Annotated in this window: 13 protein-coding genes and 1 tRNA gene; 9 read left to right on the forward strand and 5 right to left on the reverse strand. The window is 67.5% G+C overall.

The window, feature by feature from the left end; all coding sequences use genetic code 11:
• On the forward strand, positions 1-1,008 hold the full coding sequence (locus tag A9973_RS25405) for a sterol desaturase family protein (RefSeq protein WP_183016406.1): 1,008 nt from the start codon (positions 1-3) through the stop codon (positions 1,006-1,008).
• A 76-nt stretch (positions 1,009-1,084) separates the two neighbouring features.
• Here A9973_RS25405 and A9973_RS25410 read toward each other — a convergent pair whose 3' ends face one another.
• Together A9973_RS25410 and A9973_RS25415 are read right to left on the reverse strand one after the other, a co-directional pair.
• On the reverse strand, positions 1,085-1,594 hold the full coding sequence (locus tag A9973_RS25410) for an acyl-CoA thioesterase (protein WP_183016407.1): 510 nt from the start codon (positions 1,592-1,594) through the stop codon (positions 1,085-1,087).
• Positions 1,595-1,673: 79 nt separating this feature from the next.
• Positions 1,674-3,227: a DUF1254 domain-containing protein gene (locus A9973_RS25415; RefSeq protein ID WP_183016408.1), complete on the reverse strand. Its 1,554-nt coding sequence runs from the start codon at positions 3,225-3,227 to the stop codon at positions 1,674-1,676.
• Positions 3,228-3,517: 290 nt separating this feature from the next.
• Between A9973_RS25415 and fdnG the strand changes: the two genes are divergently transcribed.
• From fdnG to A9973_RS25450, 7 genes are all read left to right on the forward strand, one after another.
• Positions 3,518-6,586 carry a formate dehydrogenase-N subunit alpha gene (fdnG, locus tag A9973_RS25420; RefSeq protein WP_183016409.1) on the forward strand — a complete coding sequence of 1,023 codons (3,069 nt, stop codon included), beginning with the start codon at positions 3,518-3,520 and terminating at the stop codon, positions 6,584-6,586.
• A gap of 10 nt (positions 6,587-6,596) precedes the next feature.
• Positions 6,597-7,496, forward strand: coding sequence for a formate dehydrogenase subunit beta (fdxH, locus tag A9973_RS25425; protein ID WP_183016410.1), 900 nt, complete (start codon positions 6,597-6,599; stop codon positions 7,494-7,496).
• Positions 7,489-8,121: a formate dehydrogenase subunit gamma gene (locus A9973_RS25430; protein WP_183016411.1), complete on the forward strand. Its 633-nt coding sequence runs from the start codon at positions 7,489-7,491 to the stop codon at positions 8,119-8,121. Before fdxH ends, A9973_RS25430 begins: the two co-directional genes overlap by 8 nt.
• Before the next feature lie 99 nt (positions 8,122-8,220).
• The gene (gene fdhE / locus A9973_RS25435) at positions 8,221-9,153 is read left to right on the forward strand and encodes a formate dehydrogenase accessory protein FdhE (RefSeq protein ID WP_183016412.1); all 933 of its coding nucleotides are present in this window, start codon (positions 8,221-8,223) and stop codon (positions 9,151-9,153) included.
• 37 nt (positions 9,154-9,190) lie between these two features.
• Positions 9,191-10,594, forward strand: a complete 1,404-nt coding sequence (gene selA / locus A9973_RS25440; protein WP_370539533.1) for an L-seryl-tRNA(Sec) selenium transferase — start codon at positions 9,191-9,193, stop codon at positions 10,592-10,594.
• Positions 10,591-12,537: a selenocysteine-specific translation elongation factor gene (gene selB, locus A9973_RS25445; protein WP_183016414.1), complete on the forward strand. Its 1,947-nt coding sequence runs from the start codon at positions 10,591-10,593 to the stop codon at positions 12,535-12,537. Before selA ends, selB begins: the two co-directional genes overlap by 4 nt.
• Before the next feature lie 12 nt (positions 12,538-12,549).
• Positions 12,550-12,645 (forward strand) — tRNA-Sec (locus A9973_RS25450).
• Between the two features lie 7 nt (positions 12,646-12,652).
• Here A9973_RS25450 and A9973_RS25455 read toward each other — a convergent pair.
• Positions 12,653-13,192, reverse strand: a complete 540-nt coding sequence (locus A9973_RS25455; protein ID WP_183016415.1) for a TlpA disulfide reductase family protein — start codon at positions 13,190-13,192, stop codon at positions 12,653-12,655.
• A 23-nt stretch (positions 13,193-13,215) separates the two neighbouring features.
• Entirely contained in the window at positions 13,216-14,316 is a 1,101-nt protein-coding gene (locus tag A9973_RS25460; RefSeq protein WP_183016416.1) for a transglutaminase-like domain-containing protein, read from the reverse strand.
• A gap of 152 nt (positions 14,317-14,468) precedes the next feature.
• Here A9973_RS25460 and selD point away from each other — a divergent pair, with 152 nt between their 5' ends.
• Positions 14,469-15,530, forward strand: a complete 1,062-nt coding sequence (gene selD, locus A9973_RS25465; protein ID WP_183016417.1) for a selenide, water dikinase SelD — start codon at positions 14,469-14,471, stop codon at positions 15,528-15,530.
• 27 nt (positions 15,531-15,557) lie between these two features.
• Here the strand turns inward: selD and A9973_RS25470 are convergent, their stop codons facing one another.
• Positions 15,558-17,630: an LTA synthase family protein gene (locus tag A9973_RS25470; RefSeq protein WP_183016418.1), complete on the reverse strand. Its 2,073-nt coding sequence runs from the start codon at positions 17,628-17,630 to the stop codon at positions 15,558-15,560.
• Positions 17,631-17,971 lie beyond the last annotated feature (341 nt).

The raw sequence follows: 17,971 nt of genomic DNA on the forward strand, positions 1-17,971 counted from the left end.
ATGGATACGCTCAGTCAATTGTTCGGGGAATGCCAGCAATGGCTTTTCGAGACCCTGATCCAGCCCGCGCTGTTTCACCTGGGGATGAGCAACTTCATCGAAGACGGCTACGACGCCACGATGTGGCTGCTGGTGGGCCTGGTGCAGGTCGCCGTGCTGGTGCTGGTGTTCGGCCCGCTGCAGCGCCTGCGGCCGGTTGAAGCGGTCACCGACCGCCGCCAGATCGGCATCGACGTGCTGTACACGCTGATCCACCGCCTGGGCGTGTTCCGCCTGGCGCTGTTCTTCACGATCGACCCGTTCTGGGACAGCGTCTTCGGGCAGCTGCACATCTGGGGCTTCGCGCCATTCCAGCTGGACCAGTACTGGCCGGGCGTGACGGACAAGGCCTGGGTCAGCCTGATCATCTACCTGCTGCTGTTCGATGCGGTGGACTACGTCTACCACCGGGCCCAGCACCGTTTCAGCTGGCTCTGGGCGCTGCACGCGGTGCATCACAGCCAGCGCCAGATGACTATCTGGAGCGACGACCGCAACCACTTGCTGGACGACATGCTGCGCGACGTGCTGGTCGTGTTCGTGTCGCAACTGGTGGGCGTGCCGCCCGCGCAATTCGTGATCGTGGTGGCCATCACCCAGCTGGCGCAGAGCTTCTCGCACGCCAACCTGCGCATGCATTTCGGTGCGCTGGGCGAGCGCCTGCTGGTCAGCCCGCGCTTTCACCGCCATCACCATTCCATTGCCTACGACGCGTCGTCGCCGGGGCCGGTGGGCGGCTACAACTTCGCCGCGCTGTTCCCGATCTGGGACGTGCTGTTCCGCACCGCCCGCTTCGGGGTGGGTTACGGTCCCACGGGCATCCATGACCAGCAGACGGAATTGGGCGGCCGCGACTACGGGCGCAGCTTCTGGTCGCAACAATGGCTGGGTGTCAAACGCATGGTGGGCCGCGACCGCGAACCCGCCTCCGCGCCGCCCAGTCCGCCGGGCGCCGCGGAACGCGCCTGACGGCGTCGGCCCGAACCCGACCTCGCCAAGAAAAAAACCGAGCCTGCATGGCTCGGTTTTTTTTCGCCGGACCGGTTCAGGGGCCCGGCGGCGCGTCGTGCGTGGTTTCGCGCTTGATCTCGTCGTGCCGGCGTTCCATTTCCTGGCGCAGTTCGCGGCGCAGGCGGGAGGCCTCGAAGCGCTGCTTTTCTTCCAGGTTGCGCGGCGCAAGCGGCGGCACGGCAGTCGGCGCGCCTTGGTCGTCCACCGCCACCATCGTGAAATAGCAGCTGTTGGTATGGCGCACCAGCTTCTTGCGGATGTCCTCGGTGACGACCTTGATGCCGATCTCCATCGAGGTGCGGCCGGTGTAGTTCACCGCCGCCAGGAAGGTCACCAGCTCGCCCACGTGGATGGGTTCACGGAACACGACCTGGTCCACGGAGAGCGTCACCACGTATTGGCCGGCGTACCGGCTGGCACAGGCGTAGGCCACCTGGTCCAGGTACTTGAGGATGGTTCCGCCGTGCACGTTTCCTGAAAAATTCGCCATGTCCGGCGTCATCAGGATGGTCATCGACAATTGGTGGCTAAAGGCGTCGTCCATGGCGGGCGCTCATCATTCATGAATAAAACGCCTATGGTAGCGGCAGGCGCCTGTCATGGCGCCGTCATGCACGCGGCCTCTAGGGTTTCTTCGCGGCCGACGTCGGAGCCGGGGGCGCGGCTTTGGCGGGGGCGGCGGGCGTCGCCTCGGCCACCGCCTCCGCCGCCGGTCCGCCTGCCGCCGGCGCGGCGTCCGCCACCGGCTGCGGCTCGTCGCGCACGAGCGGGGGCGGCATCCACAATCCGTCCAGCAGCGCCGGGCCCGGTTCGTAGGCGCGCAGCAGCACCGTCACGGGCCCTGAGGCCGGCACGGGCAGCCAATTGGCCTGGTCCTCGGGCGCGGGTGGCGCATGGCTCACGTGCACATCCAGCGATCCGTCGGCGTTGTAGCGCAAGGGCGCGCGGTCGCCCAGCGCATAGCGGTTCAGCAGGTTCGCCACCGGCATGCCCTGGCCGTCATAGGCCGCCAGCGACCACAGCGCGCCAGCGGGCGGCAATTGGCCGCTTGCAAAGTGCAGCCCGTAGCGGTGCGCGCCATCGATCGGCGCGCCCTGGCTGTCGGCCGCCAGCAGCAGCACCGCCAGGTCTTCGGGCAGGCCCGACCCGGGTTGCGCCTGGGCGGCCAGCGCGCGGCGCAGATAGGCGCTGCCGTACACGCCGACGCTGGCCGTTTCCTGCTGCCAGCCGTTCAAGGCGCGCAGCGTGCCGCCGGCTGCGGCTTCCATGCGCGCGCGTCCGGCGCGCATGCCCCGGCGCATGCCTTGCTTGGCCGGGTGGTCCAGGCGGTCGAACTCGAAGGTCCTGCCGGGGATCAGGCCGACCCGGCGCAACTGCGCCAGCACGGGCTGGTCGGTGGCATGCGGCGGGTGCTTGCGCAGCAGCTCGGCTGCGTAGGTGAAGAAGGCGTCGGTGGGCATGGATTCGACTTGCTCGCGCACCGGGATCTTCAGGTCCAGGTTCGGGTCGGACTTCACGCGCTGCGACTGCGCGGGCAGGTTCCATTGCGACAGCGGCGTCAGGGTGAAGCCGTCCTGCAAGGCGTTTACGGCGGGGTAGTCCGCCGGGCCGTCGGCCTGGATCAGGGCCTTCGCCCAGACGTGGGCCGTGGGGGCGTCGATGCGGGCCATGCCCGAGGGCAGCGTGCCGGTCCAGCCGGGCGGCACGATCACGGTGTTGCCCTTGGCCGTGCCGGTTGTGCGCTTGCCCAGCGTGGCGAACACGTCCGTCCACATGTCCAGCAGGGTCAGTGTGTACAGCCGCCCCTGCGTGTCCGGCACCGACAGCACCACGGGGCCGCCGGTCAGATCCAGCCAGCCGGTGCTGCGCAGCATGTCGGGGTTGGCCCAAGGCGTGGCCGCGCCCGGCTGGGGCAGGGTGCGGACATGCAGGAAGGTGTTGGACGGGGCGCCCTGGGCGCCCTGCGACGGATGCGTGAACTGGCGCCGGGTCAGGTCCATCGTGACCAGGGGATAGAAGTACAGGTAGCCGTCCATGGCCGCCTGATGGGCGGCTTCGGTGGCGGCCGCGGCCGGAGTCAGGGCGGCGCGCGCAGTGGCGGCGGGGGCAGGCGTACCGACGGCGGGCATCCCCGCCAGGACGGCGAGGGACAGGGCCAGGGGGGCAAAGCGGCGCATCGGCGCTCCAGCAGGTCAGGCGGGAAGTCAGGAAAAACACATCAGGAAAAACACATCGTGAAAAACGGCCGCTCCCGCCACGGCCGCCGGCAATGGTAGCAGCCGTGCGGCCCTCCAAAATCTGCGAACAACTCCCATTTCGCTGCCAAATCCCGGTTGAAAGCGGGTTTCACCCATGGCACGGCCACGCGGCTTCGGAATATACTCGTCGAAATATCCTTGGAAGTTGTAGGGCTTTTTCCTTCGGGCAAGCCTCCGGCTTTCGTCATTCACCAGGAGAGGAGTGCTTCATGGTCAACATGAATCGCCGCCAGTTCTTCAAGGTGACAGGTGCAACCCTGGCAGGCTCCAGCCTGGCATTGCTCGGGGTTGCTCCCGGCACAGCCATGGCTGAGGTGCGCCAGTACAAACTTGCGCGCATGACCGAAACGCGCAACACCTGTCCCTACTGTTCGGTCGCCTGCGGTTTGCTGATGTACGGTCTGGGCGACGGCGCCAAGAACGCGCGCGCCAGCATCATGCACATCGAAGGCGACCCCGATCACCCCGTCAACCGCGGCACGCTCTGTCCGAAGGGCGCGGCCCTGATCGACTTCATCCATAGCCCCAACCGCCTGAAGTTCCCGGAATACCGGGCGCCCGGATCGGACAAATGGGTGCGGATGTCGTGGGACGACGCTCTGACGCGCATCACCAAGCTCATGAAAGCCGACCGCGACGCGAACTTCGTCGAGAAGACCGCGGACGGCAAAACGGTAAACCGGTGGCTGACCACCGGCATGCTGGCCGCCTCGGCAAGCAGCAACGAGGTGGGCTACATCACGCACAAGACGGTGCGCAGCATGGGGATGCTGGCGTTCGACAACCAAGCCCGTGTCTGACATGGCCCGACGGTGGCAGGTCTTGCCCCGACGTTTGGCCGTGGAGCGATGACGAACCATTGGGTCGACATCAAGAACGCGGACGTAGTGTTGATCATGGGCGGCAATGCCGCCGAGGCCCACCCGTGCGGGTTCAAATGGGTCACGGAAGCGAAAGCCCATAACAAGGCGAAGCTGATCGTCGTGGATCCGCGCTTCACGCGCTCGGCATCCGTGGCGGACTTCTACGCGCCCATACGCACCGGCACCGACATCATCTTTCTGGGTGGCGTCATCAAGTACCTGTTGGATCAAGACAAGATCCAACACGAGTACGTGCGCAATTACACCGACTTCTCCTTCATTGTGCGCGAGGACTTCACGTTCGAGGCGGGCCTGTACTCGGGCTACAACGCTGAAAAACGCAGCTACGACAAGGCCAGCTGGGACTACGAGCGCGGCGACGACGGCTTCGTCAAGACGGACCCGACGCTGGCGCATCCGCGCACCGTCTACCAGCTGATGAAGAAGCACTATTCGCGCTACACCGAAGAGATGGTCGAACGCGTGTGCGGCACGCCCCGCGACAAGTTCCTGAAGGTGTGCGACATGCTGGCCTCCACGGCCACCACCGATCGCGCGGCTACCATCCTGTACGCGCTGGGCTGGACGCAGCACTCCATCGGGTCGCAGATCATCCGCACCGGCGCCATGGTGCAGCTGCTGCTGGGCAACATCGGCATCGCCGGCGGCGGCATGAACGCGCTGCGCGGGCACTCGAACATCCAGGGCCTGACTGACCTGGGCCTGATGTCGAACCTGCTGCCCGGCTACATGACGCTGCCCAACGAACCCGAGCAGGACTACGCCAAGTACATCGAGACGCGCACGCTCAAGCCCTTGCGGCCCAACCAGCTCAGCTACTGGCAGAACTACAGCAAGTTCCACGTGAGCCTGATGAAGGCCTGGTGGGGCAAGTCGGCCACTGCCGAGAACAACTGGGCGTTCGACTACCTGCCCAAGCTCGACAAGATGTACGACATGCTGCAGGTGTACGAGCTCATGGTCCAGGGCAAGATGAACGGCTATATCGCACAGGGTTTCAACCCCCTGGCTGCCGCGCCCAACAAGGGCAAGATGAACGACGGCTTCGCCAAGCTGAAGTACCTGGTCATCATGGACCCGCTTGTCACGGAGACCTCGGAGTTCTGGCGCAATGCGGGCGAGCACAACGATGTGGATTCGTCCAAGATCCAGACCGAAGTCTTCCGCCTGCCCACCACCTGTTTCGCCGAAGAAGACGGCGCGCTGGTGAACTCCGGGCGCTGGCTGCAATGGCACTGGAAGGGCGCCGAGCCTCCGGGCGAGGCCAAGAGCGACATCGAAATCATGTCGCTGATCTTCACGCGTCTGCGCAAGCTGTACCAGGATGACGGCGGCAAGTACCCCGACCCCATCGTCAACCTGTCCTGGCCCTACGCCAATCCGCAAAACCCGACTGCGGAAGAGCTGGCCAAGGAGTATTCCGGCAAGGCGCTCACGGACGTTGTTGATCCCAAAGATCCGACCAAGCTGGTTCGCAAGGGCGGCGAGCAAGTGGCGGGATTCGCGGAATTGCGCGACGACGGTTCCACGTCCAGCGGCTGTTGGATCTTCGCCGGCGCCTGGGGCCCCGGCGGCAACCTGATGGCGCGCCGCGACAACAGCGATCCGACCGGCATCGGCCAGACGCTGAACTGGGCCTGGGCGTGGCCGGCCAACCGCCGCATCCTGTATAACCGCGCGTCCTGTGATGTGTCCGGCAAGCCATTCAACCCGCGCCGCAACCTGATCTCTTGGAACGGCAAGGTCTGGACGGGAGCCGACATCCCCGACTTCAAGGGCGACGAGAACCCCGACGGCGGCATGGGCCCGTTCATCATGAACCCGGAAGGCGTGGCGCGCTTCTTCGCGCGCGCCGGCATGGCCGAAGGGCCGTTCCCCGAGCACTACGAACCCTTCGAGACGCCGCTGGGCTACAACCCGCTGTATCCGAAGGCCAAGGGCGTCACCAGCAATCCGGCCGCGCGCGTCTTCAAGGACGACCTGGCTGCGATGGGCACCGTGGACAAGTTCCCGTACGTGGCCACCACCTACCGGCTGACCGAGCACTTCCACTACTGGACCAAGAACGTCCGCATCAACGCGATTCTTCAGCCCGAGCAGTTCGTGGAGATCGGCGAGGCGCTGGCCAAGGAATTGGGCATCGCCAACGGGTCGCGGGTGAAAGTGTCATCCAACCGCGGGTACATCAAGGCGGTGGCGCTGGTCACCAAGCGCTTGCGGGCGCTGACCATCGAGGGCAAGACCGTGCACCACGTGGGCATCCCCATCCACTGGGGCTTCGTGGGCCTGGCCAAACCCGGCTTCATCGCCAACACGCTGACGCCTGTCGTGGGCGACGGTAATTCGCAGACACCGGAATTCAAGTCGTTCCTGGTGCAGGTCGAAAAGGCTTAGGAGAACCGTCATGTCCCTGCAATCCCTAGACATCAAACGGCGCTCCGCCACGACCCCGCCGCCGCCGGGCATCCGCGAGCCCATCACGGGTTCGGTCGCCAAACTGATCGACGTCTCCAAGTGCATCGGGTGCAAGGCTTGCCAAAGCGCCTGTATGGAATGGAACGACCTGCGCGACGAGATCGGCACCAACGTGGGCGTCTACGACAACCCGGCCGACCTGACCGAGCATTCCTGGACCGTCATGCGCTTCTCGGAATACGAGAATCCCGCCGGCGACCTGGAATGGCTGATCCGCAAGGACGGCTGCATGCATTGCGAGGACCCCGGCTGCCTGAAGGCCTGTCCCTCGCCGGGCGCCATCATCCAGTACACCAACGGCATCGTGGATTTCCACGAGGAAAGCTGCATCGGCTGCGGCTACTGCATCACCGGCTGCCCGTTCAACGTGCCGCGCATCGCGAAGAAGGACCACAAGGCGTACAAATGCACCTTGTGTTCCGACCGCGTGGCCGTCGGCCAGGAGCCGGCCTGCGTCAAGGCCTGTCCCACCGGTGCCATCGTGTTCGGCACCAAGGAAGACATGAAGCAGCACGCCGAGGAGCGGATCGTGGACTTGAAGTCCCGCGGTTTCGACCAGGCGGGCCTGTATGACCCGCAAGGCGTGGGCGGCACCCACGTCATGTATGTGCTGCATCACGCCGACCAGCCCGGGCTGTACCACGGCCTGCCCAAGGACCCGCATATCAGCCCCATGGTGTCGCTGTGGAAGGGGTTGGCCAAACCGCTGGGCGTGGCCGCGATGGCCCTGACCGCCCTGGCGGGCTTCTTCCACTACGCCCGCGTCGGGCGCAACGAGGTCTCGGAAGAAGACGAACGCCGTGCCGAAGAGGAGGTGCGCCATGACTGAAGACCACCATCACCGCCGGATCAAGCGCTATACGCCGGGCGAGCGCACCAACCACTGGATCATCGCGTTCACGTTCATCCTGTTGGCGCTTTCCGGCCTGGCGCTGTTCCATCCGTCGATGTTCTGGTTGACCAACCTGTTCGGCGGCGGGCCCTGGACGCGTATCCTGCATCCCTTCATCGGGCTGGTGATGTTCGTCTGCTTCGTCGTGTTCGCCGGCCACATGTGGCGGCACAACTTGATGACGAAGGCCGACCGCCAGTGGTTGAAGCAACTGAACGACGTGGTCGAAAACCGCGAAGAGAAGCTGCCCGAAGTCGGCAAGTACAACGCCGGCCAGAAGCTGCTGTTCTATGTGCTGGTGCTGTGCATGCTGGGGCTGTTCGCCAGCGGCATCGTGATCTGGCGTGAATTCTTCGCGTTCTATTTCCCGATCTGGGTCGTGCGGGTGGCATCCGTGGTGCACGCCGTGACGGCGCTGGTGCTGATCTGCTCGATCATCGTGCACATCTACGCGGCGATCTGGGTGAAGGGGTCGTTGACGGCGATGCTGCGCGGTTACGTTACCGCCGGCTGGGCCTGGAAACACCACCGCGCGTGGTTCCGCCAACAGATCAGAAAGTAGCGTGCAAGCGCACGCAGCGCGTGCGCTTCCACGTATGTACCGACGGCTGCTATCCTTCCTTGAAGGCCAGCAGCCGTGTTTGTTTTTCTGGAGACGCAATTGCAGCGAATTCTTCCGCGCGGTGAGATCGAAGCGCTAGACCACAACGTCATTCCCCGCGTCACCCTGCCCGACCGCAGTTCCGTGTTCGCCACGCGCGCCGCGCGTTTGCGCCAGTTGGCGGCGGACAGCCCGGTGGCCGACTATCTGCTGCTGATGGCGCAATTGGTCGACGCCCAGCAGCGCGCGCTGAAAGACTGCGCGGCGCCCGAAGCCTCCGAAGACCGCGTCGCGCTGGCGCAGGCCCATGGCATGCCTCCCCTGCAGGCGGTGGGCTGGCCGCGCGACCCGATGTGGCGCGGCATCCTGGCGCGGCTGGTGGATGACGTCTCCCGCGGCAAGAACGTGCCGGCCGAAGCCGTCGAAGTCTGCGCCGCGCTGCGCCGGGTAATCAATGAAGACCCCGAGTCGCTCGAAGATCTGGCTGAAGCGGTGCTGTCCGAACAGGACCAGGGCGTGGACGGGGCCGCGGCGCCGTTCGTGATGGCGGCCTTGCAGGTTTATTGGACCGATCTGGCCAGCCGCTTCGACGACCGGCAGTTGCCGGTGGTCAGCCCGTTCGGCGTCTGTCCCGTGTGCGCCAGCCTGCCGGTGGCAAGCGTGGTGCGCGTGGGCGGCCAGTACGAAGGCTACCGCTATCTGTGCTGCAGCCTGTGCGCCACGCAATGGCACATGGTGCGCGTGAAGTGCACGCACTGCGAAGACGTGGAATCGGTGGCGTACCAGTCCATCGACGGCCGTTCGCCCGCCATCAAGGCCGAAACCTGCGACCACTGCCACACCTATCGCAAGATCTTCTACCAGGACAAGGACCTGCATGTGGAGCCGGTGGCCGACGATCTGGCCAGCCTGATGCTGGACGTGCTGGTGGGGGAAGCGGGCTATTCGCGCGCCAGCGGCAACCCCCTGTTGTGGCATGGCGCCGAGCAATAACATGGCCGAGCTCCCGTCAGAAGGCGCTGTGGCCGCCATGGCCGCCGTCTCCGACATCCCGCCGCTGGACCGCCTGCTGAACGCCGACGCCTTGCGCGGCGCGTTGGATACGCATGGCCGCACCCAAGTGGTCGCGGCGCTGCGGCGCGATCTGGATGCGCAGCGCCAGCGCGCGCTGGCGGGGCAATTGCCGCGCGAAGCGTTGAATGCGCCCGCCGTCGCCGCCCGCGTGTCGACGGCGTTGGACCGAGCCGCCCAACCGCGCCTGCGCGCGGTCTACAACTTGACCGGCACCGTGCTGCACACCAATCTGGGCCGTGCGCTGCTGCCCGACGAGGCGGTCGCGTCCGTGCTGCGCGCGCTGACGACGCCGGCCAACCTGGAGTTCGATCTGGACACCGGCGGCCGCGGCGACCGCGACGACCTGATCGACGAGCTGCTCTGCGAACTGACCGGCGCCGAAGCCGCCACCGTGGTCAACAACAACGCCGCCGCCGTGCTGCTGATGCTGAACGCACTCGCCGACCGGCGAGAAGTCGTGGTGTCGCGCGGCGAGCTGGTCGAGATCGGGGGCGCGTTCCGAATTCCCGACATCATGAAGCGCGCCGGCGCGAAGCTGGTGGAGGTGGGCACCACCAACCGCACGCATGCGGCTGACTACGAAAACGCCATCGGCCCGCGCACCGCGATGCTGATGAAAGTGCATTGCAGCAACTATGCCGTCACCGGCTTCACCAAGAGCGTCGGCGTGGCCGAGGTGGCGGCGCTGGCCCATGCGAAAGGGCTGCCCGCCACGGTGGACCTGGGCAGCGGCACCCTCGTGGACCTGACCCAGTTCGGCCTGCCCAAGGAAGACACGGTGCGCGAGACGATCGCCGCCGGCGCCGACCTTGTGACCTTCAGCGGCGACAAGCTGCTGGGCGGTCCGCAGGCCGGCCTGCTCGTGGGCCGCGCCGACCTGATCCGCAAGATCAAGAAGAATCCGCTGAAGCGCGCCTTGCGCGTCGGCAAGCTGACGCTGGCCGCGCTGGAGCCCGTGCTGGGCCTGTACCGCGCGCCGGAATTCCTGGCCCAGCGCCTGACCACGCTGCGCTTGCTGACCCGTCCGCAGCGCGAGATCCAGCCGCAGGCCGAACGGCTGCGCGGCGTGCTGGCGCATGCGGCGGGCGCCCACTACGCGGTCGAGGCCGTGCCCATGTTCAGCCAGATCGGCAGCGGAGCGCTGCCGGTCGACCAGTTGCCCAGCTGGGGGCTGGCCGTGCGCTACACAGGCAGCGGCCGCCCGGGGCGGCACTTGGACAAGCTCGAAGCGCAATTGCGCCGCCTGCCCACGCCCGTCATCGGCCGCATCGCCGACGACGCCCTGTGGCTGGACCTGCGCTGCCTGGAAGCGCGCGACGAAGCGGCCTTCGCCGCGCAGCTGGCGGAGCCGTTGGCATGATCATCGGCACCGCCGGCCATATCGACCACGGCAAGACCACGCTGGTGCGCGCCCTGACGGGGGTCGACACCGACCGCCTCAAGGAAGAGAAAGCGCGCGGCATCTCCATCGAACTGGGCTACGCCTATACGCCGCTGGCCAACGGCGACGTGCTGGGCTTCATCGATGTGCCCGGCCACGAGAAACTGGTGCACACCATGGCGGCCGGCGCCAGCGGCATCGATTTCGGCCTGCTGGTGGTGGCGGCGGACGACGGTGTCATGCCGCAGACGCGCGAACATCTGGCCATCCTGTCGTTGCTGGGCGTGGCGCAGGGCGCCGTGGTGCTGACCAAGACCGACCGCGCGGATGCCGCCCAGCAAGCCGCCGTGCGCGCCGAGATCGCGGAACTGGCCGCGGGCACCTTCCTGGCAGGGGCGCCGGTGTTCGCCGTGCAGGCCTCGCAAGCCGGCGATGCGGGCACCGCGGAATTGAAATCGCATCTGCACGCGCAGGCCGAAGGTTTGCGCCAGCGCGACGACGCGGGCCTGTTCCGGCTGGCGGTGGACCGCGTGTTCACGCTGGCGGGGCATGGCACGGTAGTGACCGGCACCGCGCACGCGGGCCACGCCCGCGCGGGCGACGACACCGCTGATTTGCGCCTGATGCCGGCCGGCACGCGGGTGCGCGTGCGCAGCATCCACGCGCAGAACCAGCCCAGCGAAACCGGTGCGGCCGGCCAGCGCTGCGCGCTGAACCTGGCGGGCATCGACAAAGCCGCCATCTCGCGCGGCGACTGGATTGCGGACGCGCGCTGTTTCCTGCCCTCTCGCCATATCGACGTGGCGCTGACGCTGCTGGCTTCCGTCGACGCGCCCGTGCGCGCCTGGTCGCCGCTGCACGTTCATATCGGCGCCGCGCGCCATGTGGCGCATGCGGTGCCGCTTAGCGCGGAAACGCTGGCGCCGGGGCAGTCCGGCTGGGTGCAGCTGGTGTTCGACGAGCCGGTCTGCGCGATGCCGGGCGACCGCTATATCGTGCGCAATGCGCAGGCCACGCGCACCGTCGGCGGCGGCCGGGTGTTGGACCCGAACGCGCCGGACCGCAAGCGCCGGGCTGCCTCGCGGCTGCAAGGCCTGCAGGCGTTGACCGACATGCTGGACGGCGGGGGCCTGCCGCCGGTGCTGGCGCACGCGCCGCTTGGCCTGGACGAAGGCGCGTTGCAGCGCCTGACCGGCAAGCCCGTGCGCGGAATCGAGGCGCCGCATGGCGCCTTGTGGATCGAGACGCGCAATGCGCAAGCGCCGCGCACCCTGATCCTGGGCACGCACTGGGATGCCTTGCGCGAACGCGTCGAGCAGGCGCTGGCGGCCTTCCACCACAGCGCGCCGGACGAGCCGGGGCCGGACAGCGCGCGCTTGCGCCGAATGGCGATGCCGGTGGGCGCCGACACGTTGTGGACGGCGGTGCTGGACCATCTGCAGCGCGACGGCCGCGTGGCGCGCAATGGTCCGTGGCTGCACCTGCCCGCCCATACGTCCACGCTGGCCGACGCCGAATCGGCGCTGGCTGCGCGCCTGCTGCCGCTGTTGCAGCAAGGCGCGTTCGATCCTCCGTGGGTGCGGGACCTGGCCCGCGCTCAGAACGAACCCGAAGAGCGCGTGCGCCAGCTGCTGCGCAAGCTGCTGCGGCGCGGCGACGTGGCGCAGGTCGTGAAGGACTTGTTCTATCACCGCGACCAGGTGAGGGCGCTGGCGCGGCTGGCGGCAGGCCTGGCGGCGCAGCCGGCGGGCCTGAACGCGGCGGTGTTCCGCGACGCGACGGGGCTGGGCCGCAAGCGCGCCATCCAGATCCTGGAGTTCTTCGACCGGGTCGGCTACACGCGGCGGGTGCGCGACACGCATGTATTGCGGGCGGAAAGCGCATACGCGGCGATGCAGGCGGACGCGGAGCCGGTATCATAGGCGGTCCGCTCTGGAAGGCATTCGTGCCCGGCGGCACGGCTGGGCTTCAAACCCAGTTGGGGGCGTCAGACGTTCCCAGGTAGGTTCGACTCCTGCTGCCTTCCGCCATGCCTTCTCAACTGCGCAGCATCCTCGTCACGACACCCGTCACGCGGTCCGACTTCCAGTCCAGTTCCCCCAGATGCCAATATCGGATGGACCCGCCGCGGTCCACCAGGTAGTTCGCCGGCAGCCCGATCGCTTCCCATTTTTTCGATGCCGCGCTGTTGCGGTCATGCAGCACCGTGCCGGCCACGGGCCATTTCGCCAGGAACGTCGTGACCTTGCCCAGCGCCTCGCCGACGTTCACCGCCACCAGGCGCAGGCCCTCCTCGCGGTGGCGCTTGGCCATGGCGGACATCAAGGGGATCTCGTCGCGGCAGGGGTCGCACCACGTGGCCCAGAAACTGACAATGACGACGTTGCCGCGCCATGCGGCAAGCTTCTGTTCCCGGCCGGCAAGATCGGGCAGGACGAGGGCGGGCGTGGGCGCCGTCCACGGCGCCCAATCCGGGCCGGTGGCGGTCTTCAGCGCCGAGTCGCTGGCGGCCCGGGCCCAGCCGGGCAGGGCGGCCAGCGACAAGCCGGATTGCAGCAGACGGCGGCGGCTGATCAAGGCGGCTTCCTCCTCGGGCAGGGTCAGATGGCGATGGGTCTGGCGCTGAGCGTGTAGCGGAAACTGTCGGGGTCCAGGCTGTCCAGCCGTCCGGCGCTGGTTTCGCCATTGGGGTACATCAGGAACGGCACGGGGTCGTGCGCGGAGCCGGGCAGCACGACGTCGTGGCCGTGGTTGTACGCGACCCAGTTCATTTCCCATGCGCCGAACAGCATGACGCGGGCCGCGCGCACCTTGGCGTCGGTCAGCGGCAATTCGCCCGGCGGCTCTTCCAGCATGACCTTGCGCACATCGGCGGGATCGACCGGAATCCAGCCATAGCCGGCGGCGTAGAACTCCGCGCGGCAGTGCTGGGCCTTCGTGACGTCGCCGGCCTTGCCCAGGCTCTTGTAGCCCAGTTCGGAATTGGCCACGCGCAAGCCATACGCGTCGCGCGCGGGGATGCCGGCGGCGCGCGCCAGAGCCACGAACAGCGCGTTGATGTCGGCGCATTTTCCGTTCAGGTCGTTCGCCGCCAGCATGTAGCGCACGTCGCCCACGCCGCAGCCGCGCGTGGAAGCGGTTCTGCAGGTGTTCGCCACCACCCATTCGTAGATGGCGCGGGCGCGCGCCAGGTCGCCCTGATGGCCCCGTGTGATCTGGTCGGCAGTGGTCTTGACGATGCCGTCGGTGGGCAGCAATGCGGTGGGTTTCAGGTATTCCCGCAGGGCGGCGGGTGGTTCAAGCGCGGCATCCGCGGGCGGCGGCTGCGTCAGGTCGACGCGGCGGTTGCGGGTCTGGAAGCGGCTGGTGACGGTGACGTCGCGCGGCGCCTGGGCATCGGGCCACTGCACGGCCAGCATCTGCACGTCGTAGCCGGGCGCCCGCATCAGTTGGGCCGTGCCGCCGCCACTGACCTGCCAGGTGCTTTGCGCGCCGCGCTGGTAAGCGGTGTCGGTGGCGTATGGCACCGGCACCCAGATGCGCGTGTGCGCGCCGGGGTCCTTCACGCTGATGGTGGTGGTCAGTTCAAAGCCGCGCCAGCCGGTGCTGACGGGTGCTTGCTGGGCGCGTAGCGCCTGCGGCAAGGCGGTTGCGGCGGCGCACAATGCGCCGGAGAGTTGGAGAAAGTGTCGGCGATCCATGAAGCCCTCACGCACGGTGAAGATTGGCTATCGGTGCGCCCGTGGCCGGGCGGCCGTCCCTTGGGGTGTGCTCCTCTGCGTCCTGCCGGATCATCATAGAGCCAACCTCGGCGGCGGTGCTATCCTTTTTCCATTGACTCATGGAGATTGAAATGACCCAGGATGTTGCCACGGCGGCCGTGCCGCGTTTGACGTCGCTGTCCCACGGGGGCGGCTGTGGCTGCAAGATCGCGCCGGGCGTGCTGTCAGAACTGCTCAAGCGCTTCGGCCCCGCCGTCAGCTATCCGAACCTGATGGTGGGCACCGAGACCGCCGATGACGCGGCCGTCTACCGCTTGAACGACGAGCAGGCGCTGATCGCCACCACCGACTTCTTCATGCCCATCGTCGACGACCCGTTCGACTTCGGCCGCATCGCGGCGACGAACGCGCTGTCGGACGTGTATGCGATGGGCGGCACGCCCATCATGGCGCTGGCCATCGTCGGCATGCCCATCAACGTGCTGCCGCACAGCGTCATCGCCGGCATTCTGCGCGGCGGCGAATCGGTCTGCCAGGAAGCGGGCATTCCGGTCGCGGGCGGCCACAGCATCGATTCGGTCGAACCCATCTACGGCCTGGCCGCGATGGGCCTCGTGCACCCCGGGCGCCTCAAGCGCAACGCCGACGCGCAAGCCGGCGACGTGCTGATCCTGGGCAAGGGCCTGGGCGTGGGCATCTTGTCGGCCGCGCTGAAAAAGAACCGCCTGGACGACGCCGGCTACCGCGTGATGATCGACACGACGACGCGCCTGAACCGGCCCGGCCCGGCACTGGCCGCGTTGGACGGCGTGCACGCGATCACCGACGTGACGGGTTTCGGCCTGCTGGGCCATGCGCTGGAAATGGCGCGCGGCGCGAAGCTGACGGCGCGGCTGCATCTGGACGCCTTGCCGTGGTTGCCGGGCGTGCAGTCGTTTGCGGCGGAGGGCGTGATCACCGGCGCCTCGGGCCGCAACTGGGCGTCGTATGGCGGATCCGTGCGGTTGGGCGGCGCGGTGACCGATACGCAGCGCGCGCTGCTGACCGATCCGCAGACCTCGGGCGGCTTGCTGGTCGCGTGCGCGCCGGAGGCGGCGGCCGCCGTGCTGGACCTGTTCCGCAGCCAGGGCTTCGAACAGGCCGCCGTGGTCGGCGAGATGACCGCGGGCGATGCGCAGGTACGGGTGGAATAGCGCGTCAGGCGGCTCGGCCCGCAGGCGCTAGGGCCGCGGGTGCGGGTGTGGATGAGGTTGCGGCTGCGTCTGCACCTGGTAGTTGATCTGCCAGCGCAGCAGGTCGGGGTAGGCGGCCAGCCGCGCCTGCTCGGCCCGCTCTGCGGGCGACGCGTCCCGCTGGCTGGCCAGCGCCAGGCCCGAGGGTCCTGCCCACGGCAGGATCTTGCCGGGGTGGTTGCGGCGGTAGGCGCCGTCCTGCGTGATCGTCACGTCCGGATCGTTGATGCCGAAGCACCATGCGGGGTCCGGCCGCGCGGCCAGCAGGTCGCAGCCGGTGCGGAAAAACGGCGTGTCTGGCAGGCTCAACTGGTACAGCGTCGGCAGGATGTCCTTGTGGCTGCCCACGCGCGCCGGATCATAGTCGGCGCCCTCCCGGTAGGCCGGCGGCACGTACAGGTAGAACGGCACGGCGCGCGCCAGCGCCGCGTCCCGCTCGTCCTGGTAATCGATGCCCAGCAGGTTGTGGTCCCCCGTGACCGCGACGATGGTGCGCGCGCCGCTGGCCGAGGCCTTCACGCGGGTCAGGAAGCGGCCCAACTGGTCATTGGCATAGCGCAGCGTGTCGAAGGCGTTGTCCAGGCCATCCCAGGCCTTGAAGTACGGCTGTCGGGTCACGTCGTAGAGCGGCAGGCCGCCGCGCTGGCCGCCGTCGGGCACGAGGAACGGCGGGTGGTGCGTGGTGGACAACGCGACGATGAAGAGCGGGGCGCCCGCGGGGTCCGCATCCGCCAGACGGCTTTCGATGTAGCGGAACATGTATTCGTCGGGCACGCCCCACGTGCCGTCTTCCGCTTCGGGGTAGCGCGCCTTCAGCGTCTGCTGGTCGATGAACTCATGCGCGCCCAGATGCGTGGCGAACGTGCCCAGGTTGCGCCAGGTGGCCGCGCCTGACGTGACGAACAGCACGCGGTAGCCTCGCGCCAGATACGGCGTGAAGGCATTGCTGGCGAACTCGGCGTCGGCCGCCGAGGATTGGCCGATGGCGGGCACGGGGCTGCGCACCAGCAGGCGGGCCAGCGAATCGATGGTGCCGTTGCCTTCGGACACGAAGCGGTCGAAGCGCCAGTCCTGTTCCCAATGCGGCCGCAGCGCGCCCAGCAGGTCGCGTCCCGGCGCGTCATAGGCGTTCAGATGGTGCCCCATGCTTTCCATCACTTGCAGCACGACGTGCGGCGGCCGCGCGCGGGCGGCCGGGTTGGCGCCCGTGACGGACATGAAGGGTTGCAGACCCTGCGCGGGGCGGCCGAGGAAATGCTCGTATAGCGCCTCACCTTCCGCGGCCGTGACCGGTTGGAAGCGCTTGTCGTTGCCGCGGTCGGCCAATGCCCAGAAGAATGACGAAATGCCATTGGGCGCAATATCGTTCAAGAGCCGCACGCTGGAGATGTTGGTGTCGTCCTTGTTCAGCGGGAACCGGCCCAGCGATCCGCGGCATGCCAGTACGGTGATGGCGACGATCAGCAGCACGCGCAACGCGGCCGGCGCGAGCGCGCGCGGGCGTCGCGGGATGCGCAGCACGCTGCGTTGCCAGCGCGTGCCCACCCACCAGGTGCCGGCCAGCACCGCAGACAGCAGCAGCCCCGCCTGCGCAACAGGGTAGCCATGCCACAGCGTCATCGCGATGGCGTGGGTGTCGTCGTCGATCAGCCCGAAAACGAAGATGTCGATCGACCGGGAGAACGTGGCGTAGTAGCAAACGCTGATCACCGTGGAGGCGGCGAACAGCGCCGCCAGCCCGGCGCCGACGCCCGGCATCCAGCGCAGCCAGCGCGCATTCAGGTTGCGGCTGCACGCGGCCAGCATCGCCAGCAGCAGCAAGGCCGAAAAGACGATGCTGGCGACTTTGATGTCGAACAGCAGGCCGATCCCCAGCGACTTTCCCACGTCCTGTGGACGCGCCGCATAGGTGGCCGGGGGCGCATAGGTCACCAGCAGGTAGGTACGGCCCGCAAACTGCGCCAGCACGCTGACCAGCCAGGGCGCCAGGATAAGCAGGAACGCGCGTTGGACGTTGAGAAACCAGTCTTGCCACGCATACGCTGGAGGGAAGCGCTTCATCTGCACCGGGGAAAGGAGCTATCGGCGGGCACGCGGATAGCGGCAATAGGATGTCCGCGTGCCTGTCGGGCGAGGCCGGAGCGGGGAATGGCGCATGTAAGAGATTCCGGCCCCTTTCCTGGGAGGGCGCGAAGCCCGAGGGGTGGAACGGCAGCGAGCGATCAGGGCTTTTCGTGGTTGGGTTCAATGGGCCGTTCGCCATGCAGCGCGAAATGTACAGGAGGTTGGGCTCGAATGTACAAAGGTTTGTATAGCTTTGTGATGGGGGGTGTACCGGGCTTAACCGTCCGCCAGCATTGGCGCAATCAACGCCAGCCGGCCCAGTGCGATGCCACGCCCAG

The organism is Achromobacter sp. UMC46 (genome assembly GCF_014170335.1).
GTDB lineage: Bacteria > Pseudomonadota > Gammaproteobacteria > Burkholderiales > Burkholderiaceae_B > Achromobacter.

What these genes read in the sequence shown, in the direction of transcription:
- selB (WP_183016414.1), top strand. Translation starts at nt 10,591, where the DNA reads ATGATCATCGGCACCGCCGGCCATATCGACCACGGCAAGACCACGCTG.
- selA (WP_370539533.1), top strand. Translation starts at nt 9,191, where the DNA reads ATGGCCGCCGTCTCCGACATCCCGCCGCTGGACCGCCTGCTGAACGCC.
- A9973_RS25470 (WP_183016418.1), bottom strand. Translation starts at nt 17,630, where the DNA reads ATGAAGCGCTTCCCTCCAGCGTATGCGTGGCAAGACTGGTTTCTCAAC.
- selD (WP_183016417.1), top strand. Translation starts at nt 14,469, where the DNA reads ATGACCCAGGATGTTGCCACGGCGGCCGTGCCGCGTTTGACGTCGCTG.
- A9973_RS25460 (WP_183016416.1), bottom strand. Translation starts at nt 14,316, where the DNA reads ATGGATCGCCGACACTTTCTCCAACTCTCCGGCGCATTGTGCGCCGCC.
- A9973_RS25405 (WP_183016406.1), top strand. Translation starts at nt 1, where the DNA reads ATGGATACGCTCAGTCAATTGTTCGGGGAATGCCAGCAATGGCTTTTC.
- A9973_RS25415 (WP_183016408.1), bottom strand. Translation starts at nt 3,227, where the DNA reads ATGCGCCGCTTTGCCCCCCTGGCCCTGTCCCTCGCCGTCCTGGCGGGG.
- fdxH (WP_183016410.1), top strand. Translation starts at nt 6,597, where the DNA reads ATGTCCCTGCAATCCCTAGACATCAAACGGCGCTCCGCCACGACCCCG.
- A9973_RS25410 (WP_183016407.1), bottom strand. Translation starts at nt 1,594, where the DNA reads ATGGACGACGCCTTTAGCCACCAATTGTCGATGACCATCCTGATGACG.
- A9973_RS25430 (WP_183016411.1), top strand. Translation starts at nt 7,489, where the DNA reads ATGACTGAAGACCACCATCACCGCCGGATCAAGCGCTATACGCCGGGC.